The following is a 26,662-nucleotide window of genomic DNA, read 5'->3' as shown; positions in this document are numbered from 1 at the left end:
AGCGCACGGACCAGCCGCGTTTCTGCAACAAATTGGTGACCTTTTGCCGAGTGTTGCAGTCACGACACGATGACTGTTGGAAGCAGGCAACGGAAATCCCTTGACGTAGGCTACGCGTCACGGTATTTCGCCTTCTACCCCGCATTCGCCCCATTTCCGGCTGCGGTGCGACACCCTGTGGCAACATGGGACGAGCGCAACAGCCCTGCAGCACCAATGCCTCACTCCGCACCGCCCGCATTCGTCCTACGCCGCATACGCAATGACTGATCCATTCCTCGCCGATGCCGGCGCAACCACCATTCCTGATAAGGGAACGGGGATGCGCATCCTCGTGGTGGACGATGACCGCACCCTCCGAGAAGGGTGCGTCTCCGTCCTCCAGATGGACGGCCATAATGTGACCAGCACCGGACGCGGCGAAGAAGCCCTCGAAATGGTGCGCCGCCGCAAGTTCGATCTGGTACTCGTGGACCTCTTCATGAACTCCATCTCCGGCATGGAAGTGCTGAAGGCGGCAGTTGAGGCCCACAAAGACGTGATTGTGGTCATTATGACCGGAAATCCGTCGGTTCAGTCCAGCATTGACGCCCTGCGCGCCGGCGCATGGGATTACCTCCCCAAGCCCTTCTCGGCCAGCCACCTGCAAGTACTGGTAGGGCGCGCGGCCCACGCCGCCGCTGCCACCCGCGAAAGCCGCGAAGTCATCAAGCCGGCCAACCTGGTTACCCAGAGTGGCAGTGGTGAGCCCATGGCGCTGCTGGGAGTGTCCCCCAGCTTTCGCAAGGCGGTTGAGCTGGCGCAGAAGGTAGCGGCCACCGACGCGTCGGTCATGATTAGCGGTGAAAGTGGTACGGGTAAGGAAATGATTGCCCAGTTCATCCATAAGCACAGCCGACGCACGCAGCGCAAGCTGGTGCCGGTGAACTGCGCCGCCCTCCCCGACAACCTGCTTGAATCGGAAATGTTCGGCTATCGCAAGGGCGCCTTTACCGGCGCCGATCGCGACAAGGCCGGACTGCTGGAGGTCGCCAACGGCGGCACGCTGTTTCTGGACGAACTCACCGAAATGACCATGCCGCTGCAGGCCAAGCTGCTGCGCGTGTTGCAGGACGGTGTCGTGCGCCGGCTGGGCAGCGAAACGCAGGACGCCGTGGTAGATGTGCGCTTCATTTCGGCCACCAACCGCGACCCGCAGGAAGCGGTACAGCAGGGCCTGCTGCGCGAAGACCTTTTCTATAGGTTGCGCGTGGTACCCATCAAGTTGCCACCGCTTCGCAAGCGACTCGAAGACATTCCGCTGCTGGCCGAGTTTTTCTTGAAGCGCTCGTGGGAACGGCACCGCGCCAGCGGCGCCCCGGCCCCATCCTTTGAGCCGGAAACCATTGCCTTCCTGCAGTCGCGCCCGTGGCGCGGCAATGTGCGCGAGCTCCAGAACATCATTGAACACCTGGCCGTAATTGCCGACGGGGGGCGCAGCATTACCCCCGACGATATCCCGGTGTACGACGATGCGCCGGCCAGCGCGGCCAGCGACACAGGGTTGCCAGCCGGCATCATGAACGAGGCGTTCCACCTGGCCAAGGACAATCTCATCGCGCATTTCGAAAAGGAATACCTGGCCCGCCTCACCACCCGGGCAGGGGGCAATATGAGCAAGGCCGCGCGCCTGGCCGGCATTGACCGCACCACGCTCTATCGCCTCATGGAGAAGCATGGCTTCAAGCGGGATGTGCTGTCGGGAGCGTCTGAATGACGGGAGTACCAGACGAAGTGCTGCACCAGGCAGACGGGTTTACCGCTGAACCCGTCGGTGCGAAAAACATCGATGTAAGCCCCGAGGCCATTGCAGCCTTGGTTGCGCAGGGCGCCCAGGCGCTCAACGACAGTGCGCCGTTGCCCTCCGCTGCGCTCCCCGACGCCTTGCGGCTACTGGTGGGTATCACGCACGATCTGCGCTCGCCGCTCTCCAGCATGCTCATGCTCATTGAGCGGCTGCGCACCGGGCAGGCAGGCCCCGTTACGCCACAGCAGGAGAAGCAGCTGGGGCTACTCTACTCGGCCGCCTTTGGTGTGGCGTCGCTCACCAACGATGCCCTCGATGTGGCCCGGGGCACCGCCCACGATGTGGGGTCGGCGTCACCCATGCCTTTCAGCATTGCCGAAGTCTGGAAGACGGTCCGGGCGCTGGTGCACCCCATTGCCGAGGAAAAGCAGCTACTGCTGCGCTGGAGTGGCCCGGCCGCCGACCGCCGCATTGGCCACCCCGGCGCTTTGCATCGTGTATTGCTCAATTTGGTGACCAACGCCCTCAAGTTCACCACCACCGGTTCGGTGACGGTGACGGCCGAAGAGCTGGGCGACCACCTGGTGCGATTTGTCGTGGCCGATACCGGCATGGGGCTCCCCGCCTCAGTGCAGGCGCAGCTGAGGCGCAACGGACAGCTCTCCAACGACCCCCTGGTGAGCAGCGCCGGGCTCGGCATTGCCATGTGCCAGCAGATGCTGGCCGTTATGGACAGTGAGCTGCGCGATCTGTCCATTGCCGGCCGCCCGGGCGCCGCCCTGGGCTTTGACGTTCGACTTGCCCCGAGGCCCTAGTCTCACGGTGGCGCGCACGGCCTTAGTTTTTGGTGTACGTACTCCCCGGTCGCACATAGTGTGCGTTCCCGATGTCCTGCTCACCTCCCCAGCGTTGTCTGGAGTAGTCACTCTCCGATGAGCCAGCCCACCACTGCAGCCCCCGACGCCCTCGAGATTCGCGACAGCCGCACCGGCGCCTCGTACAGTGCGCCCATTCGCACCGAAGGCCCCGAAGGCGACACCTACATTCGCGCCTCCGACATCAAGCAGGTGAAGCGGGAAGCCGGCGAGTTCGGCACGCTGAGCTACGACCCGGCGTTCATGAACACGGCGTCGTGCCGCAGCGCCATCACTTTCATTGATGGCGACAAGGGCATTCTGCGCTATCGCGGCTACCCCATTGAGCAGCTGGCCGAGAACGCCACGTTTCTGGAAGTGGCGTACCTGCTGCGTCACGGCAACCTGCCCGATCAGAAACAGTACGACACCTGGGTGCACGACATCACCTTCCACACGTACGTGCACGAGAACATCCGCAAGTTTCTGGAAGGGTTCCGGTACGACGCGCACCCCATGAACATGCTGTGCAGCGCCACGGCGGCGCTGTCGAGCTTCTACCCGCAGGCGCGCGACATTCACGACCCGCACCAGCGCTACATCAGCATGATTCGCCTCATGGCGAAGCTGCCGACGATCGCGGCGTTTGCCTACCGTCACGTGAAGGGGTTGCCCTTCATCTATCCCGACAACGATTTGAGCTACACGGAGAACTTCCTCTCCATGGTAGCGCGCATGTCGGAGCCCAAGTACGAAGCCAACCCGGTGTTTGTGAAGGCACTGGAAGTGCTCTTCATTCTGCACGCCGACCACGAGCAGAATTGCAGCACCAGCGCGGTGCGCGCCATTGGCTCCAGCGGTGTTGACCCGTTCTCGGCGGTAGCGGGTGGCATTGCCGCCCTGTTTGGCCCGCTGCACGGTGGCGCCAACGAAGCGGTGTTGCGCATGATCAGCGACATTGGCGACAAGAAGAACATTCCCGCGTTCATTGAGGCGGTAAAGAGCGGCAAAGGCGAGCAGCGCCTCATGGGCTTTGGGCACCGGGTGTACAAGAGCTACGACCCGCGGGCACGCATCGTGAAGAAGCTGGCCGACGAAGTGTTTGCGCAGGTGGGCATGGACAAGGACCTGGAGATTGCGCTGGAGCTGGAGCGCATTGCCTTGAGCGACGACTATTTCATTGCGCGCAAGCTGTACCCCAACGTGGACTTCTATACGGGGCTCATCTATCGCTCCATGGCATTCCCCACGGACTTCTTTACGGTATTGTTTGCCGTGGCGCGTGTGTCCGGCTGGATGGCGCAGTGGGAAGAGATGATTCTAGACAAGGAGCAGAAGATCGCGCGGCCGCGCCAGATTTACATTGGTGAAGGTGAGCGTCAGTACACCGATACGCTGTCGGATAAGTTTCCGCGGGCGCGCAAGGATAGCATTCGGAAGTGATCGCCAAGAATCTTGAACTGCAGGTTGAGTTTCCCCCTCGGGGCAAAGTAGGCCTCGGCGAGGTATTTCGGCTTTTCATAACCGGAAGAGACCGGCTGCATCTCATTGCGCTGTTCTTCACGAGTATGACGGCGGCCCTCGCCGAGCTTGTTGGTGTCGCCTCAATTGCGCCATTCATGGCTGTACTACTGGACCCGAGTGAGATTGATCGACTTCCACGCTTGCATGGCTACCTCACTGACCTTGGAGCACAGACGGCCCGACAAGAGGTCGTTTACCTGGGAGTAAGTGTTTGCATCTTCGTTCTCCTAAACAGCATTGTTTCGGCCAGCAATGCTACCTATCAGGCATACTTTGCGAATCGCCTTCGAGCCAAAGTATCGGTGGGGCTGTTTGAGCGATTCTTAGGTCAGCCATATCTGTTTCATGCGAAGACAGACAGTTCAACCTTAACCAAGATTCTGTTCAACAATGTTGACGCTCTGACCCGAGTCATCACCGCAACGCTCGTCATTGGATCCCGCACTCTCGTTATTGTCGCATTGGTGGGTCTTTTGCTCTCGCGTGCCGCTTCAGCCGCAGCGATAGCAGTTTTTACGTTCGGCGGCACTTATGCCTTGCTGTTTATGATACTAAAGCAATGGCAGACCCGAATCGGAGCGGCATCCTCAAAGTCGTATACGAATCGCACACGTATTGCGATTGAAGCACTTGGTGGCATAAAGGAACTCTTGGTACTCGAGCGCACTCAACTTCCGGTTCATCTTTTCAGGGCAAGCGCGAAACTTATTGCCAAGACCCAAGCGCAGAGTACGCTCGCCAGTGCATTGCCACGGAACGTCATTGAGCCTGTAGGAATGATGGCAGTTATTTTCATTGCCCTGTCCCTCACAGATGGATCAGGAACAAGCGCAGCCTCTGCCATTTCAACGCTTGCGCTGTTTGCGTTCGTCGCGTTTCGTTTGATCCCGTCATTTCAGCAGCTTTATGCTTCGCTGATGGAGATTAAATACCATGAGTCTATGCTCATGGAACTCCACAGCTCCTGGATTCATACAAGCGAAATCCCGCCAACTCAGAATATCCCGCAGAACACTGCCCACGAGAAGAGTCCGATCCCTCGTGTTGAGCCACTCCTGCTTGTGAAAGATGTGCACTTTTCTTATCCCGGCGCGCAACATGCTGCCCTAAATGGCATATCCCTCTCAATAAAGCGAGGCGAAGCGATTGGTTTCGTGGGCAGATCAGGGTCTGGGAAAACCACATTGATCGACGTGCTATTGGGGCTTTATCCAGTTGAGAAGGGTCAAATACTGGTAAGCGGTCAGTCGCTCGACACTTTGGGACTCACAAGCTGGCGTGAACAGATTGGATATGTACCTCAACATGTCTTTCTTTCTAATGCGACGATTGCGGAGAATATTGCACTCGGCGTACGACCAGAGAGCATAAATCGAGACGCGGTGCTTCAGGCATTATCACTTTCCCAATGCCTGTCGTTTGTCGAATCACTTCCAAAAGGTGTTGATTCCGTAGTTGGCGAGCGCGGCGTCCGCCTCAGTGGTGGTCAAAGACAAAGGATTGGCATTGCGAGAGCGCTTTACCATACTCCAGAGGTATTGATTCTTGATGAGGCGACAAGCGCCCTTGATGGCATCACTGAGGACGCTGTAATGGAAGCAGTAAACGGTCTTCGTGGGAGTCGTACAATCATCCTCATTGCCCATCGGCTACGGACGGTGGAAGCCTGCGATAGAATTATTGTCCTAGATCAAGGGCGTGTAGTAGGCGACGGTTCGTTCGCGGATCTTTCGTCAAACAATGCAGGCTTTCGAGTCCTTGCAGGAATTGAGACGATCGAAAAGAGTTAGAAGAAATGTCAAACCTGTCGGTAGTCGTAACATGCTACAATCAGGGCGGCTTGCTGAAAGACAGCATTCCGGACATCCTGTACCAACTTGACGACGACGATGAACTCATCATCTCAGACGATGGATCATCTGATGATTCTGTCGACATTCTTAAGCAGCTAAGTCGATCAGACGTCCGTATCCGGATCATTGCAGGGTCTCCCAGCAAGTCAGTCTCTGTAGCAAGGAACAGAGGCCTCGACGCATCCCAATCAACGTGGGTCAGCTTCCTGGACGGTGATGACACCTTCCTTCCGGGTAGAAGACGGCTCTTCGGCGAGGCATTCAAGGCGATTCCGGCTGCGAGCATTCTTTTTACAGATTACCTTTTCGAGGATGTTACCACCGGTGAGCGCAGTACCGAATCAGCGCTAGGCATTCGTGGAATGCTGTCCGATATCCTCGCAGCCACTGAAGGAACCAATGGGCGCTGGCATATAGTCAACGCTAGCGCTCTAGGATCGATTACAGCCAATAGTGGCTGTCCCATCAATGTGATCGCGAGTGCGTTCAAAAGAGAGACTCTACAGGATCATGGCATTGCTTTTGATCGAAGGCTCGTGGTGGCTGAAGATGCCGACTTTATGATGCGCGCGCTCGCTGGTGCTACTGTCGCGTTTTCGCCTTGCCCAACTGCAGTCTATCGCCGTAGTGGTACAGGACTTGACTCAAGGCGCGACACAGCTGCGCTCTATTCTAGGATCCTGTACACCACTTCACTGCTGCGCCATCCGCTTTTCCAAAGCGAAGCTGGCTTTCAGCGAGCCGTCTGGACACGTATAGCCGCGCTGGAAGCAGACGCTGCTTATCACCTTCGGAAGGAGCGGCTATATAAAGACTCCCTCACTCTCGCGCTGCGAAGTCTATGCGCAAAACCATCATTCTTTGGGATTCTGGAAGTACTGAAGTCTTCAGCATTTCTGATAGTAGGCCGCCCCTAATCCACTTCTGCAATGATGCGCGTACACATCGCACTTTCTAACGGCATTGCGGGTGATAACTCTGCTACACGTAGCATTGAGATCAAGGGTACAGTCGCGAGTTGGACTATTTCGGTCCAGGGTGACATCAGAATGGAGCAATCCAAAGAGCTCACCATCATTGTAGCGGAGGAGTTCAGTGGAGCGTTTGCACTCCAGGCTGGTCAGCTCAACAGTGTAACTGACGTTAATGTTAAATCGCTTTCACGGATTGCGGTAAAGGCAGCACTCGAGTCTAGAGGAAATTTCACGGCACTACTGTTATGCAAGGCCTCTGGAGAAGGGGTCATCCTTGGCGACGCCTTAGGGGTACGGCCATTTTACAGGTCGCATGATCATCAAGAGCTAAGGGTAACCTCGTCAATAAAGGCTGCAACAAATTCCGTAGATTACGAACTGGACATCGTTGGTGCCATTGAAACGGGTCTGCTCGGATTCCCGCTAAACGAGAGAACCATCCTGAAGGGAGTCGCGCGTAACGCCCCTGCCGAGCACATCCGTGTTGATATCGAAGGATTCAGCGTATCGCGGTACTTTGACTGGAGTGAGCTCGAGCTTTCCGAGGCGGCACTCTCTGATAAGGTTAAAACTATCCGTGAAGCCTTTCGAAGTGCTATCGACATAAGACATAAAGCAACGGGTTCCAACATCGCTTTTTTGAGCGGCGGCCTTGACTCACGCTCAATTGTGGTCTCTCTAATTGAGTCAGGAGTAGATCCAATAACATTTGGTTTCGCTAATGCCGGCACTCAGGATCTCATGCTTGCTAAACGTTTCGCTCGCGAAGCGAAGGTGCAATTCTCCTACAGTTCTCGCCCTCCCGGAGGACGAATTGATTGGGCAGGACTTCTTGGTGACTCGCTGAACAGCTCGGACATGAAGACTAGGCCGGCCTGGGCGTGGTCTGGTGATGGAGGTAGTGTCTGCGCAGGCGCCGTGTACTGCACTGAGGAGTTAATTGACCTGTTCACGAATCCCGCAATCCCTGTTGCCGAAGCGCTATTTGAAAGATTCAACCTTCAAATTCCAGTGCTACTTCTCTCTGGGAAACATAGAAGACTTGTACAAGAAGAGATTCGATCGGATCTTGAACGAGCGGTTCGGGACGCTCAGAAGGTAACAGACGACCGCGCGAGCTTCACTTTCTTTGCACTAAATGATCAACGGCGTCATCTCGACTTTCATTTCGAGAACCTGGGAGCGAACGGGATTCACTTCCTGTTGCCCTTTTATGATCTAAACGTTCTGCAGTGCTATTTCTCCTGTGCATTATCGGCGCGTTTAGGGCATAAACTCTACATGGAATGGTTTCGAAGCCTATCAGCACTCGCGCAATCCACGCCGTGGCAAACGTATCCCGGCCACGAGGCCTGTCCGCTAGAGATAGAAGCCTCTCTCGAAAATCAGTGGGTAGCCACTAAAGGACGCCGCGAAATCCGTACATTATCGGCGGACGTACGGAAGTATTCACTTCTTCTGGCTAGAACTCCGGAGATCTCAAATATGAGACTTAAATTTGCAACACTGCTTGATGCTTTCGGAGTCAGAGAGCAGCAAGGAATCAGTCGAATTGTTGACGTTTTGAGGGACTACCAATAGCCACTGACATGGCTGTTCGAAGGCAGTAGTATAATTGACAGGTGCACACCCGCTTCCCCTAGTGTTGGGGCGCAACGAAGTTCGGCTAGACTTCGTTGCCTTTGGCGAGAACAGCCGAAACAGCGGCGGCTGCATCATCTCCAGCTCTCGCCCATGATGCAAAGCGCGACACCCAATTGTATCCGGCTTCGCCTAAGTCCAACTGAAGCTGTCTGTTCTGAACGATTCTGCTACATGCCTCAACGAAAGCCTGTACATCGTCAGCTCGAGTAAAATGAACACCATTTGTAAGGTTAATTCCTGCCACGGCTTCACTTGTTGCGACGAGCGGACACTTGTGAGCCAACGCCTCAAGTACCTTTATTCGGGTTCCTGCACCAGTTCGAATTGGCGCCACCGCCACAGTGGCTGAATTGTAATAGGGTAGTAGAGTTGCTGGAGATTCGTGAATGACCACCTGCGGATGATCATTCACCCAGGAGGCCGTCGCAGGGAGACGACCTTTTCCTACAACTATGAATTTGAGCATTGGGTGCAACTCCAATAACTTGGGCAGGATCTCACCGGCAAACCATGTGATGGAGTCAATATTTGGTTGGTAGTTGAGCGTTCCAACAAACAGAGCTGACGGAGCAGATACCGATGTCCTTATGAGAGACCCTTCGTCTGGAATCGCAGCTCCATTGGGGACACAAAATATCCTGCAATTTGCTTCCTTCGTCATTAGCACACGATCTTCTTCCTTTACCACGACGGCCGCAGAGAATCGTTGGTGGAGGCGTTCCTCGTATTTAGCAAGTCGTTTAGCCAGGTGAACATGAAGTGGCTTGCGGCCGTAGCTTCCGAGTGAGGAAATCTCTTGTGCCCAAATCCTTGACTCAAAATCATCAATATCCGCAATGATTGAGCGAAGCCCTGCACGCTTTGCAAGTTCTGCAGACCACGAGCGGAAAGCCCAAACCGCGTCGAAAGGACTTTTCATGTGCAGCTCTTGAATCGTGTGAAGCAGCGGCATAGGGATTGATTCTTCAATGTGAGCAGGTACCGCGCGTGGTAGCAGCGCTGCTGCGGTTGTTACCGCACCCGCCCAACGTGAATATCCGCGATTGGAGGAGAACGGCACTCCAATGTACTCCTGAATTCCCAACTCAGAGCACAGCGCTGAAGGAGCAGTCGGATACTCCGCTCTTTCCGGACATATCAGTACAACTTGATAGTGCTTAGCGAGTCCTGCTGTGACATTATATACCCGCTGCTGCGCACCTGTTAATGGAGGCGGGAAGGGCGGCATGCTTCCGATTGCAAGAATTCGCTTTTGCCTTCTGGGTGTTGACACTTTCTTATGTGCACCTTGCTGAAGGGTTTCTAAGGATCCTTCGAATTGTGTTTGAATGGGTGGAAGACCAAGGTACAAAAGGGCCCAAATGATTTGTTGACGATAAACACTGAACTTTCACACATTGGCGACTGTTCTCAACGAAGCCAGTCTTCTGAAAATGGGGTCATTCAGTGTGACAAATACTGCCTGAGAGCCCAATAAGTGAGGCTGTTAAGGGAGAGCTTCTACATACCTAGGCTTAACGGAGCTGTGGACGATCCTCTTTCGTTAGGACGTAGGTAGGTTTTGCTGTGCAAGTGCTCGTACACCCGGAATAGCCTTGAGGATTGAATCACTTATGTTCTTTCGTCGATTGACGGCACTTTCAATTGCTCCGAGTAGATTCACTGATGAGGACCAGAAGGACTCTTGAATAGCCATGTCATCAACACCAAAGTGACGATAGAGACCTTCAAACTTTCCTTGATAGCTCGCGCCTAATGCAGGAACGCCTGACCCGAGACACGCGATTACAAAATGCATCCGACCTGAGACAGCCAACGAGAGCTGTTGCGCGATCCACTTTGCCTCCCAAGCACATAGCTTTTTTTCCACAAGATGAATTCGAGACGATAGGCTTGGATCGCAATGTCTCAGAAGACTCTGAAGCGCGTCAAGATCGGAACAGTCGCCTCGATAGTCATGAGGCACAAAACAGGCAGACCAATCAGGATTATTGTGCAAAAACGTTGAAACGGCTTTCGCCGTCTCATTCGCCCGATTCGCGTGATCTACATTGAAAAGCGGGCCATGCAAATTTACGCCGATCACCTTTACCGACGCATGAGCCTGCCGCTCAAAGAAATCGATCGTTTCGTGATGCGCTTGCGCGTCAATTTGGGGCTTCATAAGGAACGCTAGGTCCGCCGAAAGTTCTGCCTTGATTCCATTTGCGAGAAGACGCTCTAGCGATAAAGGGTCGCGTGCAAACACCCTGACACTGGGATCGAGTGATTGTAGCGCAACGACCGCTTCTTGTGCGGGCTTTTCGTTAAAACTGAATCCAGCAAGGGTAGCTTTTCTACCGTTAGCAACCCAGCGATTCAAAAGCTCACAGCGAATTGTGACATCACCCGAGTTATAGTACCCGTCCATGATGTCAGCACCTGCAACAACGAGATTCGAGTGAGACAGTGCCGTTCCAGAAAGGATTACCCGATCTCGATAGGGAGACGTAGTTATTGTAGTAAGCCTGGACTGAACTCCGCGTAGTTGAATAGCTTGATAGTTCGGCAAACATATCTGATTCAATTCACCAAACTTCTCACGATCCACAAATCCGTCTTGGAGACCTTGAAGTATTGCTTGGTCACCCAAGCTCCCTTGTGATGCCGGGGCAATGACGGCGGTTGCATGAGTCCTGGGAGGCAAACATCGGTTTACAAATTCATAGGTTTCGGTAATTGCAGATCTCAGCAATCGGGTCAGCATCGTAAGCTTGGCGTTTTGTGGTGGTCGTTTGTTGATAATGTAAACTTTGCGCGTGAACCTATGAACCTTACTACTTTTGCTGACAAGACGGCGAGAGGGTCGTGCGCTTTACACGGTTGCTCGTCTTAATTTTATCCGCTTAGCAGGTAAGGTACAAATGACGTGACCCAGTTACTGATTGAAGTTGCCCCGTTTCGGTGGAGCCTCCATCTCTGTGCGAGAGGGGAATTTCCCGCTGCCCCGTCGTCCCGCTGCCTATCCGGCGGCCTATCGTGAGCAGATTGTCGCCTTAGCTCGTGCCGGATGGAGCCCGAAAGAGCTGGCGAAAGAGTTCGAGCCGTCAGAGCAAACCATTCGCAACTGGGTATTTCAGGACAGCGCAGACCATGGTGAGCGACCGGAGACATTGACGACGGACGAGCGGGCAGAGCTGCAACGACTTCGTCGCGAGAATCGCCAATTGAAGGTCGATCGCGACATCCTGGGAAAAGCGGCGGCCTGGTTCGCGCGAGAATCGGGGACAATCCCGCCCGAGTCTTCGAGTTCGTGAGCGCGAATCAGGCCATGGCCCCGGTGACCACGATGTGTCGTGCGTTGGGCGTGTCCGAGAGTGGTGTCAACACCAGTAAGAATTGCACACTTTTACCAACAAGAATTGCACACTTTGGGCGGGGGATGAGCCCGGTTCGGTCAGGCCTCCTGGCGTCGTGGGGGGCGGGGGCGGCTGGTGCTTTCGGGGGGCGCCGGCGGCGTGGCGGGCGCGAGACGGGAGGCGAGGGCCCGGTGTTCCCGCATGCGGTAGCTGTTGCCCCGGATGTTGACGATGTGGCAGTGGTGGACCAGGCGATCAATCAGGGCCGCGGCCATCACCTCGTCGCCAAAGACGTCGCCCCATTCCTCGAAGGACTTGTTGCTGGTCAGCACCGTCGACGCGTGTTCGTAGCGTCGGCTCATGAGCTGGAAGAAGAGCTGAGCGCCCGTCCGGGAAATGGGTAAGTAGCCGATCTCGTCGACGACCATCAGGCTGGGCGAGACGAGCGTGCGGAGGCGCCGCGTGAGATGGCCGGCCTGCTGTGCATCTTCGAGCCATGTGATCAAGTCGGCCAGCGTCGCGTAGTACACGCGTCGGCCGCGCTCCGCGGCATGCACGGCGAGGCTGATCGCCAAGTGTGTTTTGCCGACGCCGGGCGGCCCGAGGAAGACGACATTCTCTTTGCGCTCGAGAAACTGCAGCGTGTGCAAGCTCTCGAGCTGATCGCGCTTCACTGACGGCTGAAAGGTGAAGTCGAAGTCGTCGAGCGTTTTCACACTCGGCAGTCGGGCGCAGCGCATGGCCGTCTGCAGCCGCCGCTGATTACGCAGCGCGATGTGGCTGCCGAGCAGCGCTTCCATCGCCGGGCCCGCGCTCAGCTCGCCCGCATCAATGCGCCGCAGAATGTCATCGACCGCTTCTAACGCCCCGGGCATCTTGCACTCCGCGAGCTGGGCACGCAGCCGGTCGCGCAGCGTGCTCATGACGCCTCCTCAGCGAGCAGCGCGCCGTAGTGCGCGAGGGCGCGCCGCTCGACGGCCACGTGCGGTACGCTGCGCGTCGTGGTCACCGCATCGCGCGGGGGTACCAGGACGAGCGACCGATACGGCCGCGGGGCGAGCGGCTGTAGCGCCGCCTGCTCGTCGCGCGCGAAGCGCTCCTCTGGGCGCTTGCCCGTCGTGCCATGGATCCGCATATTGGCGACGTCCGTGAGCCAGCGGGCGCAGTGATCGGCGAGGTCCGCATCGCCCAGAAACTCGCGGCCATACAGAAAGCTCGTGCGCAGATAGCTGACCGGCCTCTCGACTTTGCCCTTGGTCTGCGCGCGATACGGGCGACAGGCGCGAATGCGAAAGCCCCAGTGGGCGGCGAAGCGCCCGAACTCCGCATTTTCGAGCAGCTTGCCGCCGTCCGGTCGCTGATCCTCGATGATCACCGCCTTCAGCTGATCAAACAGAATCTCTCGGGGGACGCCACCGAAGTCGGCAAACGCGCGCTCCAAGCTCTGCATCACGGTGAGCGCGGTTTGTCGCGGGACAAACTCCACGTACAGCTTCCGGGAATACCCGAGCACCACAAGGACCGCGTAGCGCTTGCCCCACGGCAACTTCACTTCGGCAAAATCGAACTGGGCCTGCAGCCCTGGCGCCGTCTCGAAGCGAATAATCGGCTCAGGCTCTGGGCGCGGTCGTACGCTGGCCACATAATCCCGCAGCCGCGTCGCCCCGCCCACGTAGCCGGCCGCCCGACACTCGGCCAGCAGTCGCTGCGCGGACAGCGCGGGATAGGCGGCCAGGCGCTCCTGAATCAGCGGCTTGAACCGGTCCAACTTCTGCGGGCGCGGCACGGTCGTCCGCGGGGCCTCCGTCTGCACCACCCGCGTGAGCTGGCCGGTGGCAATCCAATGATGGACCGTCCGGCGGCTCACCCCTAACTGCTTGGCAATGGCCCGTTTTCCAAGGCCCTGCTCCAACAAGTGCTGTAATAACACAAGGGTATCCCTGCTGTACACCAGTCTCCTCCCCGACGGGAAGAGACCAAGGTCGCGTCGGCACGAGGCCCGCGGAGGGCCCCGCAGGAAAGCTCCCAAGTGTGCAATTCTACTTGGTGATTCTGGGCAATTTCACATTGGTGATGACAAGTGGCTACTACGCGTGGCGGAAGCGCCCGCTCTCCCGTCGGGCGAAGCGGGACCTCGAACTGACCATGGTCATTCGTGCCGCGCACGCGCGATCTGACGGCTCCTACGGCGCGGCACGCCTGCTCGGCGATCTGCGCGACGCCGGCCATCACGTGGGCCAGAAGCGTATCGCTCGCCTGCTGCGCGCCGAGGGCCTGCAGGGCATCTCCAAGCGGCGTGGGCCGACGCGGCCACGGCGTGAGACCCCAGGCCCCCGATCTCGTTAAACGGGCGTTTCGCGCGACCGCGCCGAACCAGCTCTGGGTCGCGGACATCACGTACGTCCCGACGATGGCGGGTTTTCTGTACCTCGCCGTCGTGCTCGATGTCTTCAGTCGGCGCATCGTGGGATGGTGCATGCGCGACACGCTGCATGCCGGCATCGTCCTTGACGCCTTGAATATGGCGGCGACGCAGCGTCGCGCGACTGACGTGATTCATCACTCGGATCAAGGCTCGCAATATCGCGCGTTTGCGTTTGGGCAGCGCTGTAAACTCCTCGGCGTGCGGCCATCGATGGGCTCAAATGGCGATGCGTACGACAACGCAATGGCCGAGAGCTTCTTCGCCACACTAGAAGTCGAGTGCCTCGCGAGACATCGTTTTGCCACGCACACCGAAGCCCGAATCACGCTCTTCCGCTACATCGAAGGGTGGTACAACCCGCACCGGCGGCACTCCGCACTTGGCCAGCGGTCCCCGCTAGCCTTTGAGCAGGCGCACGCCGGCCAACCCATCGCCGCTTAAAAACCCAACCTCAATGGCTCTACTGAAGCGGGTGAAGTTCAACTTCAAGGTAAACCCTGGTGTTCCTGAGCACTCGAGGCACGATTAGGAGCTTATTTTTCGCGAGACCGCCCTTCGATAAGCAATAAACTACTTCACAAGTACAGAACAAGGTTGCCGGGTCGTCTACAGATCGTCCATATTTTGTGATCTCTTCAGGAGCTATTCAGTGCTTAGAGCACTGCTGATCAGTTACCACTTCCCACCCGCCCGCACGGCTGGCGCACAGCGATGGGCCGACTTTACGGAACTTGCTGGCGAGCGAGGATGGGAATTCGATGTTGTTTCTTTCTGCCTGGATACCTCCGAGCACGAGTTCGCCAAAGGGGTCCGGGTGTTTGGTGTGCCACACCCTGATCACTGGTTCAGCCAGGTCAGAAGATTTGTACATCTGATTCGACTGAAGCTTCGCGACAACTTTGGCCGGAATGGCGAGCAAGGGAGGGATGGAGTTGCCATTTCGAATTCCGTCGGCGAGCAAATTGTTAGGCGTGAGGATATCCGCTGGGAACTCTCATTGGACTGCCTTCGGCGCACCATCTATGCGTACCAGTACTACACCGGAATTCTGCCATGGGGTCGACGCGCCGAACGTGCCGCGAGAGCACTGGTTGAGACGAACAGATACGATGTAGTAATCGCATCGGGGCCGCCGCACTTTGCGGCTGAGATTGCTAGGCGTGTTGCTTCAAAGGCCGGCCTGCCGCTTATAGTCGACTTCCGCGATCCGTGGGCCCAGATCGATATGATGCAGGAGAATACGGCCTCTCCACTTGCGTTAATTCTAGCTGGCCGATTGGAACGGCGCGTAATTTCGGCAGCGTCTCTTGTCGCCATGAATACCGCACTGGCCGAAAAAGTGATGCGTGGTTCTTATCCTAACACGGATTTCATTACGGTACGGAATGGCTACAATGGCGACCCTGTACTTCCGAGGCATTCTCAGCAGACGTTCGTGGCTGCTTATGCTGGCGCCATTTACCTTGATCGGGACCCGCGGCCCCTTTTGGCGGCGGTTGCGGAGGTCGTAAAAACTCTCGAACTTCAGCCAACGGACTTTCAGCTAAAGTTCATTGGCGAGGTGGATTCATTTGGAAGTGTCCCGCTTACACATCTTGCCGATTTGGCAGGGGTCTCACAATATGTTCAGGTATTGCCATCCCTGCCCAAGGTAAATCTTCATTTGGAGTTAGCCTCTGCCGCGTTGCTTGTGAACCTGCCGCAGGGCGCTCACCTCTGCATTCCCAGCAAGGTGTACGAATACCTGCACTTCCCAGCGTGGATACTCGCGATGGAACCAGAGGGCACAGCGACTCGCCAACTCCTTGAGTCAACGGGAACCGATATTGTGCTTCCTTATGATGTGTCTGGAATTGCTCGCGTGTTGCAAGAAAAGATCGCCGCGTTTCGGACCGGAGTTCGTCCGAAACCGCTGGCCCAGGCCGATGAGTTTTCTGCAAGGAGGCAAGCAGAGGCCTTCTTCTGTGCGGTAGAACATTCTGTCCTGCGGATACCGCAACCTACTTCAGTGAATTGCACGTCATTCTCACAGGAGTTGGCCTCGTGAGTCTTCTTCGTGTTGTGGCAGTTGCATTTTTGCTCTTCAATGTAGGGCGACTGCACGAGGCCTTCTCTTCATTTACGGGTTCCCTTCCCGTTGCCAAAGTACTGCTGGCTCTTGGTGCACTAGCGCTCGCCATGTCTAACCCTCTGCCTCGAATTGCAACGGCGTGGACGACAAAACCTGCCAAAGCATTAGCCGCTTTCAGTGCGGCAATTCTGCTATCTGTTCCGTTCAGCTATTACCGCACTGAAAGTATCGAAATTTCGCTGCAGTTCTTTCTGGCGAGCATTCCAATTGTAATGATTACGGTTCTGAGCATCCGGCAGATTGAGGATCTCGAACGACTATTTCGTACCGCTACCGCTGTTGTTCTGGTAGAGTTTGTACTAATTGCTGCGGGGTTTGGTGCTGACATTTCCGACGGAGAGGGCGCTCGCGTAAGTCTCGGCGGCTCGTACGACCCGAATGACTTAGCAATAGTGACAGCAACCTGTCTACCATTCTGCGTTTGGACGCTTCGTGATCGTAGTTTTGCTTGGCGTGCCATTGGACTTGTAGCGCTTTTAGGTGGGATGTTTGTTGTCGTAAAAACTGGTTCCCGCGGGGGTTTTCTAGCCGTAGCAACTATGCTCACGTTGCTGGTGCTTGCCACTCGCAGCTTTGCGCCGGCGTGGCTGCGGCTAGCTATGATTCCCGCGTTCATAGGCGCCATTGTTCTTGCACCTGAATCATACAGAGATCGTCTACTCACACTCACCGCGCTCTCAGAAGACTACAACACCAGCGCAATCTCCGGCCGCCAAGAGATTTGGAAGCGCGGTGCCGTATACTTTGCTAAGCGTCCACTCACAGGTGTTGGGATTGGGCAATTTCAAGTTGCCGAAGGGCGCTGGGGTGCGGATAATGGTTATGAGCGTGGATGGAAGTGGTCCGCCCCGCACAGCATGTACGTGGAAAGCGCGGCCGAACTTGGGATTTTTGGTGTTGGCGCCTTGCTAGCACTCTTGGGCAGTGGACTTCAGTTTACGAGAAGAACAGCTGGCGTTGGCCTACCAAAGGCTCACCCCGATAAACGGGTTGCAGCAGCAGGGTCGGCGCTCTTTTTGGCACTGTGCACCTTTGGTGTAGGGGCCGCATTTATTACGGCGGCACTGAGTCCGGCGTTCATGCTACTGGCCAGTCTGATAATCGGGTTTGAGGTCCTTGTACGTGACCGACGCAATGGCGTTATGCCTGGCAGTGTTGCACCGCGTAGTCGCCATTTCGTTCGCAACCGGTTCAACCTGAGACCACAACCGGCCGTTACCATATCAGTGACGACATCCAAACTGCGCGGTTAAAAGCCGATCAAAGGGGGGCGAAGCTTCCACCTCCGGCGCCTGTTGCAGCGACCATTAGTGCCTCGACCTCTGATCCGCTGCCAAAGCGCTGTACCACGCTGAGGTGGCCCTGCGGCTGTCGCTGCAGAATGGTTCCGTGATTGAATCCATCATCCGTACTTCGATTGACCAGCAAGTACCCCATCGGCTTCACGTACTCAATGGCGTGGGCGAGCGCCTGCTGCAGTTGCGCTTCGGAGAAGTAGGCCCTGTTCAGCAGGTTGGCTACCCGTACAAGATCAAAGTGGCCCTCCCACCCAGCGTTGCGCACAAACACATCTTGCGACACAAAGCGAACGGCGTGAGCGCCCCGTAGCCTTGCCGACATCAGGGGCAGCGGCACAGGCGGCACCCCCAGCCACTGCAGCAAACGGCCCGCCCCCCGCATGCAAAGGTCCACACTTTGGCTTTGCACGGACTTCCCAGCATCATGCGGTCGGCCACGGGCATTGCCTCCCACGGCAACCTGCAGCACATACCCCGATTCGTCGTAGAGCACGCCCAAAGCGCCCAGTTGCCGAAGGCTAGCGTGGGCGGTCAGGTCGGCAGCGACCATTTCACCAATGTCGGTGTATTGGGCCATCACCTGCAGCAGGTCTGCCGTGGTCACCCCCGACGACACTCCCATATCCAGAATGCGCACGCCGACTGTACCACGCAGCAGTTCAGCACAGGCAAGATCGAGCTCCGGCATACGATTGCGCGCCGTCGTTTTATACGTCCCGTTCTGCAGTTTCAACCGCCGGAAGAACTCTTCCTCTCGGGCGAGTTGCCGTTCGTCGACCTTCGTGCTGCCGAGCAGTACATCTTTGGCCGGGGGCATACCCATCACGCAAACACCTGCATCACGAGAAAAGGCGAAGGGGGCGACTCAACACCTTCTCCAGACGTTTCAAATCAGCCGGGGAAACGTGGCGATGTGTTGGCAGAGTAGCAATTGACCTTACGGCCTCAAGCGCACCCGGAATGGCGGGCTGTCCGGTAATGCTGGGCAGTAAGGGGGGCAATTGAGAGAGCGCGACCGGGTACGAACGCCGACACCCCCATGCCCACAGCTGCTCTACTCCTTCACTTTCCAGATGCAGGGCAAATCGCAGATATCCCGGTTGAGCTCCCGGCAACACGCGAATGGCCTGCTCTTCATTCCCTGACATTTTCAGTGCGCGGAAGATGTCGCTGGCGACTGCCCGCCGTTGGGCTGTTAATCTGGCTTGCTGTTCAAGGCTCTGCTCGGCGAGCCAAGCCTGTGCCTCGGTAATTCCTGTGGGCGGCCACGGCTCGTGATATACCGTGGCCCCCAGCTGCAACCACGGCAGGAGGCTCGGAAGACGGAAGAGCATAGGATGACTGAGGACTTGCTGGGCCACCAAGGCGGCCAACCCGGTTCTTGCGCTGGGCACCACTCCCAACGCCGGATATCTGTCGGCATGCACTGGCTGGCGGAATACCACCGCTCCACCACCCGCGCCGCCGGTTCCCTTACCTCGCCCAAAGCTCAACACGGCCGCATCGCCCCAGGAACCCAACACCATGTCATTGACGCTGGCCCCGGCCCCTTGGGCGATATCCTCAATAAGGAAGGCACCGTAGCGGTCGCACAGTGCTCGAATGGCCGGCATTGGTGGTGCGTAGCCAAATAGGGAGGCCGCAACAACGGTACTTGCGCCATTTTGGAGTACACTTTCCAGTGAGTCCAGATCTGGCGCCAGCGTGTTAGGGTCGATGTCATACAGGCAGACCGCAACCCCCGCTCCAATGGCCGCCGTAGCAAGATCAAAGCAGCCAAAGCCGGGCATGGCCACCGCCCCTACGCGGCCGGTGCTCTGCAGCGCAATACGGAGTGCAGATGTTCCGGAGTCACACAAGACCGCCTGACTGGCCCCCAGCAGCGGCAACAGTAATTGCGGTAAGGCCGAAGTGGCGTGCGCGTGTTGCTTCGGGCCAATGAGGAGGCCCAGCAATGCGGAAACGGGAGCCTGCGTAAATGCGGGCGGCAGCGCTCTCCAGGGGAATTGCATAGTGACGTGCTTACGGAATACCGCGGACAATACGCGGCCCAAGCGCCGTTGCTACGGGCAATGGCAGTTTTTGCCACAAACGTGCCGCCAGCTGAAAATGCCGCGACTCCTTTTGGGGGCGCGCCACCGCAGAGGAATTGCCCACCTCGTACCACGGCAGTGGCTCTTCCACATCCGTCCATTGGCGCTTGAACTGATGCGGTCCGCTTTCCGGTGTTGAACGGCCAAAATTGAAAATCTGTACGCCAGCCCCGATACAGTACTCCATCAGCGTCCAGTACAGCATCATGTTGGGCGCCATGCGTTTGTATCGCATGAGTGAGGACGCCCACGTGATTTCGAATTCGTTGCGCCACAGGAAACCAAACCCGGCGGCAATAGGCAGCCCTTCGTGCTCCACCGTGGCCACCAGCGTCTCTTCAGGAAAGGTGCGGGCAACCGCCGCGAAAAAGCGGCGTGGCATGGCAGGGGTGCCAAGGTCTCGCATATGCTCCGCGAAGACAGCGTGGAACGCATCCACACGATCCAACCCAATACCAGCCGTTGCGCCTTCCTTGGCCGCCCGCCGCAGCTGACTGCGCAGTTTGGCCGGGAACGCTTTCATCTGTAATTCGGGAGCTGGCTGTAAAGGCAGCAAGACCAGGACTTTCCCAAAGTGCGGCACATACGGCAGCGTGCCTTCTCTTCGACAACGGAGCTGCACGGAGGGGTACCCCTCTTTGGCCAGCTGCGCCGCGGCACGCTCAACCAGGAGCGCCTGCCCAACCGTACTTCCCACCGGGCCGCCATAGGTGAGGAACGGCACAGATACGGCATGCCGCCCAAAAAGGGCGCTGCGCACAAGGGTAATGGGCAAGGCCGCGACGATGCCGCCGTCGGCATCGCGCACCGTCCAGTACTGCGTCTCGTGGCCAAAGACCTCCCTGAACACGGCACCCCAACCCGCCCGGTGGGCGTGACTGGCGTCGGGAGCGCTGTGAATGAAGGCATCCCAATCCTGAGGCGCAACTCCGGCTACCGAGACCGTGAGGCTATCAGACATGCCGCGGCGCTCCCATCACCTGCGACAACAGCGCATTGTGTACTTCGCAGATACTGCGGAATTGGAGTGCGCCAAGCAGGCGCTCCAGTCGCGCAGGCGTTTCCTCAATGCCACGGTAATGTCGCACGCTGGTCACAAGCGAAACCGGTTGCCTGGGCTGCTGCGCGTCCAGCTCCCAAGGGTGGATGTAGAAGTTCCCCGCTCTTCCGTTGGCCGCACAATGGCGAAAGGCCGCCAGCGTGACCCACTCGGGAAATTGCCGAAACCACCCGCCGCCAGAGGCCGGGAGTCGCATGCCCAACAGCTCCCACACCGTTAACGGTACCTCCATGAGAGGGCCCGACGCCGTATTTACGAGATGGGCATTGAGGGCCACATGCGGTGAACCGTAGCCCGGCCGCCGAATGGGAAACTGGCTGGAATCGTAGAGATGCCCGGTCTCTGCCAAAATATCGAGTGCCCATTCACTGGCCCGAATGATGGAGAAGCTCGGCGCGCGGTAGCCCTGAACGGCCTTTCCAGTGATCTGCTCAATGACGTCGCGCGCGCGACGTACATCCAGGGCAAACGCCTGTGGGGTTTCCGTTACCACACGGCGGTGCCAATAACCGTGCGAGGCAACCTCGTGCCCACCGTCCACAATGCGCTTCAAAATGGCCGGTTGACGTTCGGCCACCCACCCCAGCACAAAAAAGGTCGCTGTGGCGTTGTGACGCGCGAGCATATCCAACAACAGATCCATCCCAATTCCGACTCGAGTGGGGAAGGTCTCCCACGCCGAGCGATCAATGAACGGTTCGAACGCATTGACGTGAAAATACTCCTCCACGTCTACCGTGAAGGCATGGACGAACGAGGAAGTGCTCATGCGCTGCGCCACCTAGCAAGCAGATGTCGCACCACATCGCCTCGGAAAGGCCACAGCAACAAGGCTACTGCAACGAGTCCCAAGCCCCGCACTCTTTTCCCCGACGCAAAAAATCGCACCCCCGACGAGAGTCGAACGCGGGACCGATATCGCCAATGCTCCAACTTCGGCAATAGCCTTCCGGCGGCGACAATTGCCGCGTACCGTGCCCCAATGGTCAGCATGGCCTCGTGTCTGGCGTGTACCCGTGAGCTCTCGCTTCCTTCGCGAAGGGTGTATACGCCGAGCACATCATCGAGGATGGACACACGGACTCCAGGCACCAGCACGAGGCGGAGCCAATAGTCATAGTCTTCGGCGCTTGGCAGCTTTTCGTCGAATGATCCTGCGGCCATGAGCGCCTCCCGTCGGACGACAATGGCCGACGTCGAAAAGGGATTTTGGCGGTACACGCTCAATGGCAATGGCACATCCGGGCTTAGCAGCTGACGATAGCGCACTACCTTAACGGGATGCCCTTCACGACGCCATTCTTCGGCATGACCGACGACCTGAACCTCCCTCGACAGCAACTCGGCCATACACCGCTCTAACTTTTGCGGGAACCACAGATCATCAGCATCAAGGAATGCAGCATAGTCTCCGCGCATGGCTTTAATTGCCGTATTTCGAGCAGCAGCCGCTCCCGCCCCAACGGCCAACAATAGTTGGGTCTCATGTCGATTGTTCTGCGAAAGCCGCTCCCTAACCAATTCCACTGAGCGATCGTCTGACCGGTCATCGCAAAGCAAAACCTCAACAGCGGGCCAAGTTTGCTGAAATACCGAGTCGAGCGCGGAAATAATCGTAGCCTCATCGTTCCGAAACGGAATAATGACGCTGACAAGAGGCGTATCAGAGGACATCAGCTCTCTCCATCAAACACGCTCGCCGCTTGGGAGCAACGACTGCAGCACGTTTCGATGTGTCCAGCCCAAAATTGCCGTGACTCCTACGCATGACATCAAGGCTGAAATGCCATATCGAGCGATGATGTCTTGAGGCTGCATGAATCGCTTGACCAGCATACGCGCCATTGCAGACTTGCCCCAATAGCCACAGACCGTTGCCGTCTTCAGCGCCCGACGGGTCAAAACAGCACCCAACAGATGCCGCATTGGCACCGGCGTATCGCGGTAGATACTTTCAGGGTCCAACAGGAATGGTTCCACCTGCCGCATGCCATCGCGTTGCACAGCAAGCTCGGACGCATCCTCATACCGTATAGCGAGCGGTCGTGGCTGAAACGCCACTGAATGCTGCATGAGGAGCCTTAGGTAGAGATAGGCATCTTCCGAAAACAGGCATCGATTCTTATCGTAGAATCCACCTGCCGCAAGGAATGAACGACGTTCATGTACGGTGCACGACGGCAGCATAACGGTGAGCATACTCACGATTACGGCGGCACTGGTATTTGGACCGGCCCGAAAGGGTCCTTCAGGAATACCACTGCCCTTCCATTGTCGCTCAGTAGTAACTCCACGCGGCTCAAGTTGCAGCCCCCAAGTGAGCGCCGCAACAGTAGGATGCACGCGCACGAAAGCCAAGCTCTCAGAGAGAAAGTTAGAATGCCATACGTCATCAGCGTCGAGAAAAGCGAGATACGGCGCTCGCGCTTCCTCTGCCCCCCTATTTCTGGCCCGACCAGGCCCCGCATTCTCCTGTCGAATCAGGCGTATTCGAGGATCCCGATGCTCAAGGACAAGAGAGGCTCCGTTATCTGACGAGCCATCATCTACAACGAGCACCTCAAAATTCACACCGGTTTGTCCCAAAATAGAAGTTAGGCAGCGGTCTATATACGCTGCCTTGTTATACAAAGGGACCACGACAGAAATCTCTGGCATCAACTGCTAATGACCAGTACAGGAGCAATACTGCTCAAAGATCTGCTCATACATCACGCTGAGTTCGTCAACGTAATGCTCACGGTTGAATGTCCGGCTTCTTTCATGGGCCGCACTCCCTAGGGCGCTACGAAGCACCTGATCACCCATGATTTTCTCGATCGCGAGCGACATGGCCTGGGCGTTGCCTGGTGGAATCAGCAAGGCGTCTTCCATGTCGGTGGTTAATTCTGGCACTCCGCCAACTTTCGTAGCAATACATGGCAGACCTGCGGCCATGCCTTCCAAAAGCACGTTTGGCGAACCTTCGGAGTTTGAGGGTAACACAAGGAAGTCAGCTGCTGACAGGTATGGTTGCGTAAAGTCTTGATGCCCTGCGAGGTAGACGACGCCCTCAAGACTTGCGTTTCCAATCGAGGTCTTAATTGCCTCTCGTTCCGGTCCATCTCCTACAAGGATTAAAGTCAACTGGCTTCGTACTTCTGCTGGAAGGCATTTCACAGCATCGATCAACGTTTGGTGGCCCTTTTCACGAGAGAGACGGCCAATGCTTACGGCAATAAGATTTCCGGGTTTCCATGCCGCAAATTGCCGAACCTTCTCCACCAATTCATCGGCCGCCGAAATAAACGGGTCAACGGCATTGTGACGCACGGTGATAATAGCAGGGTCAATCCCAAAGGTTGCCAAGTGCTCACGGAACGGCTCGCATACTGTCACCAAGTGCCGTGCCCCCCGCAAACTCCAGCGATCCAACTGGTGATACACACGCATCTTGAAATCAGTGGTAGTATACCCGTGATGGAAGGCAATCCACGGATACTTCGCTGCGACTCCACTGATTCTGGAAAGAAAGTGCGATTTAGAATTGTGTGTTTGGACGAGGTCTGGCCCAACGGTCTTGAGGACAGCCCGTAATTGCGGAATTACGGACCGATCGTATCGACGCGACTCCTTCAGAATAAAAAGTGGAATCCCGGCCGTTTCAACGGCTGCCGTAAAGGCATTCCCAGTCTGATTTTTTCCACGGATATAGGTAACGATGGTCAGCTCTATAGGACGAGTGCGAACTCTCGCCCGTTTGGCAAATTCTATAAGGTTCTTTGCTGGCCCCGTAACGAAGTCGGATTCAATCAAAGCCACCACTCGAATGGGGTGAGACATCAGCGAAGTCTCCCGGCTAGCACACGCCGCACACCCCTGAACATCAACCCAACATCACGGGTCTTAATGGCCTTTATGCCCTGACTTATCAGGAAGTTCCGCCGGGGGCCTACCTTCCCCATTGCCTGCGAGCGTCCCGCACTAAGGGCGTCCCTAACGGCCTCCTCCGTGGGTTCAGCATCCATAAGCGACCAGACCCGACCAAAGTCATTGGCGAGATGGGTATCGCTACCGCCGAGTGCAGTGGCGCCAGATAGCTTTCCCCAGGGGAGTCCATAACCCGATGCTGTCTCCGGGCTGAATAAACCCGAGCGTCCGTTAATGGCCTCATACGCGGAGAAACGCCCTAGACACTCCTTTGGCAAGTTGCGGTGCCCTTGCAATGGGTGGGGAAGTACGGCGATCCCACCCTGAGATTCTATCTCATTGATTACGTCGAGTGGCTCTCGCGAATTGATCTCTTGGGTAAGGAACAGTCCGATGATGTCTCCGCCTGTCGACTTGACCTCGCTTCCGACGATAACGGGAATGCGCCCCTTTGCCGCGTCTCTCGTTCTGAGCGCGCCCAGAATCGTATCGTGATCCGTAACCGCGATAACATCGAAGTCATTGCGCAGCGCAAGTTCTACGAGTCTACGTGGGGGAAGCACCGAATCGTACGAACAGCTGGTATGGAGATGGAGATCGACCTTGATCATCAGGAGCGCCCAACGCGTCGTAGAGCCTTTACGACATACTGCCATGAGGGTACGGGGTCACTCCACGAGAGGATCCCGTCATGCACACGAGGGTCACAGACGCTTGCAAGGAGCGCGAAACGATTGGCCCATGACGATTCACCTGGGACAAGACTGGCGACGGCCTGGAGATCATTCATGAGCAACCGCATGCGCACGCCGGCGGGGAACTCCTCGACCTGCTCTAGAAACTCACCCATCGCCGCCCGAACCCACAATACAGGGAAATCGATACCGGCAACGATTGGAAGGGCCATGGACCCCCATGGTCGCGGATTAATCTCCATCAAATTGATCGCGCCGGTGGATTCATCGACCATAAACTCCACCATCGCCAGTCCGTCCCACGCTAACGCATCCAACAGTGTTCGCCCCAAACGGATGACTTCTGGGTGCCTTACGCTTTCGCAATAGGTGCTTGGCCCCCCTTTGAGAGGATACTGACGTAATCGGCGGTGACAGAATTGACGAACCATCCGCCCTCCCTGATACAACGCCTCGTAGCCATACACACGACCCGATACGATTTCTTGCACGATTGGTCGTGGGCTGATTTGCGCAATCGTTTCGAATGCACTCACGAAGTCTGACATATTGTCGACGATCCGGTAGCGGGCACTTGGAGCGATCGCGCCTTCTATACCAGCCTTTACGATAACGGGATAGCGAACAACCTCCGCACCAGCTCGTGCCCCCGTTAGATCCTCAAAATTGTACTGAAGTGGCTGGGGAATCCCTATCGAAGCAGCAAAAGGAAGCAACTGCTGTGCATAGTCTGCCCGGTCAATCGTTTTCAGGTCAGGGAGCAGTGTTTTAGCGGACGCAAACTCCGGGAGGTGTGCCGCGACTACACGAATCGAGTGCATTCCAATTGGGAATATTACATCTGCCCGCCTTGCCTCACGAATAAGCACCTCAGTAAATGCCTCGGGGTCTGTAACTACGCTCGGACAAACGATGCGTTCGGCAAGGTACCGAGAACAGCCGCCGAGGTCATCTTCGCGCGCGCTTGAAGGAGACATCGCAATCACGCGATAGCCGCTGCGACCAAGACTTCGAATCGTATACAGTGCCGTTCGAAGATTGGAGTCTGTTATCAGCACCGACGGTCGATGTGTCATTA

At 56.9% G+C, this 26,662-nt stretch carries 22 protein-coding genes and 1 pseudogene; 10 read left to right on the top strand and 13 right to left on the bottom strand.

What is annotated here, in order from left to right; translation table 11 throughout:
- Nucleotides 1–262: 262 nt before the first annotated feature.
- The 6 genes from GEMMAAP_RS03685 to GEMMAAP_RS20255 all read left to right on the top strand — a co-directional run bounded on the left by GEMMAAP_RS03685 (nucleotide 263) and on the right by GEMMAAP_RS20255 (nucleotide 8,572).
- On the top strand, nucleotides 263–1,756 hold the full coding sequence (locus tag GEMMAAP_RS03685) for a sigma-54-dependent transcriptional regulator (RefSeq protein WP_053334295.1): 1,494 nt from the start codon (nucleotides 263–265) through the stop codon (nucleotides 1,754–1,756).
- Nucleotides 1,753–2,601, top strand: a complete 849-nt coding sequence (locus GEMMAAP_RS03680; RefSeq protein ID WP_026850198.1) for a sensor histidine kinase — start codon at nucleotides 1,753–1,755, stop codon at nucleotides 2,599–2,601. Before GEMMAAP_RS03685 ends, GEMMAAP_RS03680 begins: the two co-directional genes overlap by 4 nt.
- Nucleotides 2,602–2,718: 117 nt before the next feature.
- Entirely contained in the window at nucleotides 2,719–4,083 is a 1,365-nt protein-coding gene (locus GEMMAAP_RS03675) for a citrate synthase (protein WP_053334296.1), read from the top strand.
- On the top strand, nucleotides 4,080–5,954 hold the full coding sequence (locus GEMMAAP_RS03670; RefSeq protein ID WP_026850199.1) for an ABC transporter ATP-binding protein: 1,875 nt from the start codon (nucleotides 4,080–4,082) through the stop codon (nucleotides 5,952–5,954). Before GEMMAAP_RS03675 ends, GEMMAAP_RS03670 begins: the two co-directional genes overlap by 4 nt.
- Before the next feature lie 5 nt (nucleotides 5,955–5,959).
- Complete coding sequence (locus tag GEMMAAP_RS03665; RefSeq protein WP_075071414.1) at nucleotides 5,960–6,934, top strand: glycosyltransferase family 2 protein; 975 nt, start codon at nucleotides 5,960–5,962, stop codon at nucleotides 6,932–6,934.
- Nucleotides 6,935–6,946: 12 nt separating this feature from the next.
- Entirely contained in the window at nucleotides 6,947–8,572 is a 1,626-nt protein-coding gene (locus GEMMAAP_RS20255) for an asparagine synthase-related protein (RefSeq protein ID WP_075071413.1), read from the top strand.
- Between the two features lie 85 nt (nucleotides 8,573–8,657).
- Here the strand turns inward: GEMMAAP_RS20255 and GEMMAAP_RS03655 are convergent, their stop codons facing one another.
- Together GEMMAAP_RS03655 and GEMMAAP_RS03650 are read right to left on the bottom strand one after the other, a co-directional pair.
- A complete protein-coding gene (locus GEMMAAP_RS03655) occupies nucleotides 8,658–9,863 on the bottom strand; it encodes a glycosyltransferase family 4 protein (protein ID WP_082821038.1) in 1,206 nt (401 codons plus the stop codon).
- A 315-nt stretch (nucleotides 9,864–10,178) separates the two neighbouring features.
- Nucleotides 10,179–11,381 carry a polysaccharide pyruvyl transferase family protein gene (locus GEMMAAP_RS03650; protein ID WP_082821037.1) on the bottom strand — a complete coding sequence of 401 codons (1,203 nt, stop codon included), beginning with the start codon at nucleotides 11,379–11,381 and terminating at the stop codon, nucleotides 10,179–10,181.
- Between the two features lie 178 nt (nucleotides 11,382–11,559).
- On the opposite strand from GEMMAAP_RS03650, the gene GEMMAAP_RS03645 reads away from it, so the two are divergent.
- The gene (locus tag GEMMAAP_RS03645; protein ID WP_145978982.1) at nucleotides 11,560–11,931 is read left to right on the top strand and encodes a transposase; all 372 of its coding nucleotides are present in this window, start codon (nucleotides 11,560–11,562) and stop codon (nucleotides 11,929–11,931) included.
- 140 nt (nucleotides 11,932–12,071) lie between these two features.
- Here the strand turns inward: GEMMAAP_RS03645 and istB are convergent, their stop codons facing one another.
- Together istB and istA are read right to left on the bottom strand one after the other, a co-directional pair.
- A complete protein-coding gene (gene istB / locus GEMMAAP_RS03640; protein ID WP_026850202.1) occupies nucleotides 12,072–12,896 on the bottom strand; it encodes an IS21-like element helper ATPase IstB in 825 nt (274 codons plus the stop codon).
- Entirely contained in the window at nucleotides 12,893–13,903 is a 1,011-nt protein-coding gene (gene istA / locus GEMMAAP_RS03635) for an IS21 family transposase (RefSeq protein WP_075071409.1), read from the bottom strand. Before istA ends, istB begins: the two co-directional genes overlap by 4 nt.
- A gap of 140 nt (nucleotides 13,904–14,043) precedes the next feature.
- On the opposite strand from istA, the pseudogene GEMMAAP_RS03625 reads away from it, so the two are divergent.
- The 3 genes and pseudogenes from GEMMAAP_RS03625 to GEMMAAP_RS19940 form a co-directional block, all read left to right on the top strand.
- A pseudogene (locus GEMMAAP_RS03625) lies at nucleotides 14,044–14,839 on the top strand (IS3 family transposase); the annotation flags it as partial.
- A gap of 208 nt (nucleotides 14,840–15,047) precedes the next feature.
- On the top strand, nucleotides 15,048–16,445 hold the full coding sequence (locus GEMMAAP_RS03620; RefSeq protein ID WP_026850203.1) for a glycosyltransferase: 1,398 nt from the start codon (nucleotides 15,048–15,050) through the stop codon (nucleotides 16,443–16,445).
- A complete protein-coding gene (locus GEMMAAP_RS19940) occupies nucleotides 16,442–17,782 on the top strand; it encodes an O-antigen ligase family protein (RefSeq protein ID WP_145978980.1) in 1,341 nt (446 codons plus the stop codon). The genes GEMMAAP_RS03620 and GEMMAAP_RS19940 overlap by 4 nt, the downstream gene beginning before the upstream one ends.
- A 7-nt stretch (nucleotides 17,783–17,789) precedes the next feature.
- On the opposite strand, the gene GEMMAAP_RS03610 is transcribed toward GEMMAAP_RS19940, so the two are convergent.
- From GEMMAAP_RS03610 to GEMMAAP_RS20250, 9 genes are read right to left on the bottom strand one after another with little or no spacing between them, the layout of a single operon-like run.
- The gene (locus GEMMAAP_RS03610; RefSeq protein ID WP_043581105.1) at nucleotides 17,790–18,650 is read right to left on the bottom strand and encodes a hypothetical protein; all 861 of its coding nucleotides are present in this window, start codon (nucleotides 18,648–18,650) and stop codon (nucleotides 17,790–17,792) included.
- 16 nt (nucleotides 18,651–18,666) lie between these two features.
- Nucleotides 18,667–19,839 (bottom strand): DegT/DnrJ/EryC1/StrS family aminotransferase, encoded by a 1,173-nt coding sequence (locus GEMMAAP_RS03605; protein ID WP_043581107.1) that lies wholly within the window; start codon nucleotides 19,837–19,839, stop codon nucleotides 18,667–18,669.
- Nucleotides 19,840–19,849: 10 nt separating this feature from the next.
- Entirely contained in the window at nucleotides 19,850–20,881 is a 1,032-nt protein-coding gene (locus GEMMAAP_RS03600) for a FemAB family XrtA/PEP-CTERM system-associated protein (protein ID WP_043581108.1), read from the bottom strand.
- Nucleotides 20,874–21,749, bottom strand: a complete 876-nt coding sequence (locus GEMMAAP_RS03595) for an XrtA system polysaccharide deacetylase (protein WP_026850207.1) — start codon at nucleotides 21,747–21,749, stop codon at nucleotides 20,874–20,876. Before GEMMAAP_RS03595 ends, GEMMAAP_RS03600 begins: the two co-directional genes overlap by 8 nt.
- A complete protein-coding gene (locus GEMMAAP_RS03590) occupies nucleotides 21,746–22,654 on the bottom strand; it encodes a glycosyltransferase family 2 protein (RefSeq protein ID WP_026850208.1) in 909 nt (302 codons plus the stop codon). The genes GEMMAAP_RS03595 and GEMMAAP_RS03590 overlap by 4 nt, the downstream gene beginning before the upstream one ends.
- A gap of 12 nt (nucleotides 22,655–22,666) precedes the next feature.
- Nucleotides 22,667–23,620, bottom strand: coding sequence for a glycosyltransferase family 2 protein (locus tag GEMMAAP_RS03585; RefSeq protein WP_075071405.1), 954 nt, complete (start codon nucleotides 23,618–23,620; stop codon nucleotides 22,667–22,669).
- 24 nt (nucleotides 23,621–23,644) lie between these two features.
- On the bottom strand, nucleotides 23,645–24,802 hold the full coding sequence (locus tag GEMMAAP_RS03580) for a glycosyltransferase family 4 protein (protein WP_082821032.1): 1,158 nt from the start codon (nucleotides 24,800–24,802) through the stop codon (nucleotides 23,645–23,647).
- Complete coding sequence (locus GEMMAAP_RS21200) at nucleotides 24,802–25,500, bottom strand: PHP domain-containing protein (protein WP_053334299.1); 699 nt, start codon at nucleotides 25,498–25,500, stop codon at nucleotides 24,802–24,804. The genes GEMMAAP_RS03580 and GEMMAAP_RS21200 overlap by 1 nt, the downstream gene beginning before the upstream one ends.
- The gene (locus GEMMAAP_RS20250; protein ID WP_145978979.1) at nucleotides 25,500–26,660 is read right to left on the bottom strand and encodes a carboxylate--amine ligase; all 1,161 of its coding nucleotides are present in this window, start codon (nucleotides 26,658–26,660) and stop codon (nucleotides 25,500–25,502) included. The genes GEMMAAP_RS21200 and GEMMAAP_RS20250 overlap by 1 nt, the downstream gene beginning before the upstream one ends.
- Nucleotides 26,661–26,662: the final 2 nt, after the last annotated feature.

The organism is Gemmatimonas phototrophica, from assembly GCF_000695095.2.
Lineage (GTDB): Bacteria > Gemmatimonadota > Gemmatimonadetes > Gemmatimonadales > Gemmatimonadaceae > Gemmatimonas > Gemmatimonas phototrophica.
Note: the sequence above shows the minus strand (reverse complement) of the source record. Positions and strands in the feature narration are given on the sequence as shown.

Excerpts from the sequence above, each read along its gene's own strand:
- GEMMAAP_RS03685 (WP_053334295.1), top strand. The coding sequence starts at position 263 with ATGACTGATCCATTCCTCGCCGATGCCGGCGCAACCACCATTCCTGAT.
- GEMMAAP_RS03680 (WP_026850198.1), top strand. The coding sequence starts at position 1,753 with ATGACGGGAGTACCAGACGAAGTGCTGCACCAGGCAGACGGGTTTACC.
- GEMMAAP_RS03675 (WP_053334296.1), top strand. The coding sequence starts at position 2,719 with ATGAGCCAGCCCACCACTGCAGCCCCCGACGCCCTCGAGATTCGCGAC.
- GEMMAAP_RS03665 (WP_075071414.1), top strand. The coding sequence starts at position 5,960 with ATGTCAAACCTGTCGGTAGTCGTAACATGCTACAATCAGGGCGGCTTG.
- GEMMAAP_RS20255 (WP_075071413.1), top strand. The coding sequence starts at position 6,947 with ATGATGCGCGTACACATCGCACTTTCTAACGGCATTGCGGGTGATAAC.
- GEMMAAP_RS03655 (WP_082821038.1), bottom strand. The coding sequence starts at position 9,863 with ATGCCGCCCTTCCCGCCTCCATTAACAGGTGCGCAGCAGCGGGTATAT.
- GEMMAAP_RS03650 (WP_082821037.1), bottom strand. The coding sequence starts at position 11,381 with ATGCTGACCCGATTGCTGAGATCTGCAATTACCGAAACCTATGAATTT.
- istB (WP_026850202.1), bottom strand. The coding sequence starts at position 12,896 with ATGAGCACGCTGCGCGACCGGCTGCGTGCCCAGCTCGCGGAGTGCAAG.
- GEMMAAP_RS03610 (WP_043581105.1), bottom strand. The coding sequence starts at position 18,650 with ATGGGTATGCCCCCGGCCAAAGATGTACTGCTCGGCAGCACGAAGGTC.
- GEMMAAP_RS03605 (WP_043581107.1), bottom strand. The coding sequence starts at position 19,839 with ATGCAATTCCCCTGGAGAGCGCTGCCGCCCGCATTTACGCAGGCTCCC.
- GEMMAAP_RS03600 (WP_043581108.1), bottom strand. The coding sequence starts at position 20,881 with ATGTCTGATAGCCTCACGGTCTCGGTAGCCGGAGTTGCGCCTCAGGAT.
- GEMMAAP_RS03595 (WP_026850207.1), bottom strand. The coding sequence starts at position 21,749 with ATGAGCACTTCCTCGTTCGTCCATGCCTTCACGGTAGACGTGGAGGAG.
- GEMMAAP_RS03590 (WP_026850208.1), bottom strand. The coding sequence starts at position 22,654 with ATGTCCTCTGATACGCCTCTTGTCAGCGTCATTATTCCGTTTCGGAAC.
- GEMMAAP_RS03580 (WP_082821032.1), bottom strand. The coding sequence starts at position 24,802 with ATGTCTCACCCCATTCGAGTGGTGGCTTTGATTGAATCCGACTTCGTT.
- GEMMAAP_RS21200 (WP_053334299.1), bottom strand. The coding sequence starts at position 25,500 with ATGATCAAGGTCGATCTCCATCTCCATACCAGCTGTTCGTACGATTCG.
- GEMMAAP_RS20250 (WP_145978979.1), bottom strand. The coding sequence starts at position 26,660 with ATGACACATCGACCGTCGGTGCTGATAACAGACTCCAATCTTCGAACG.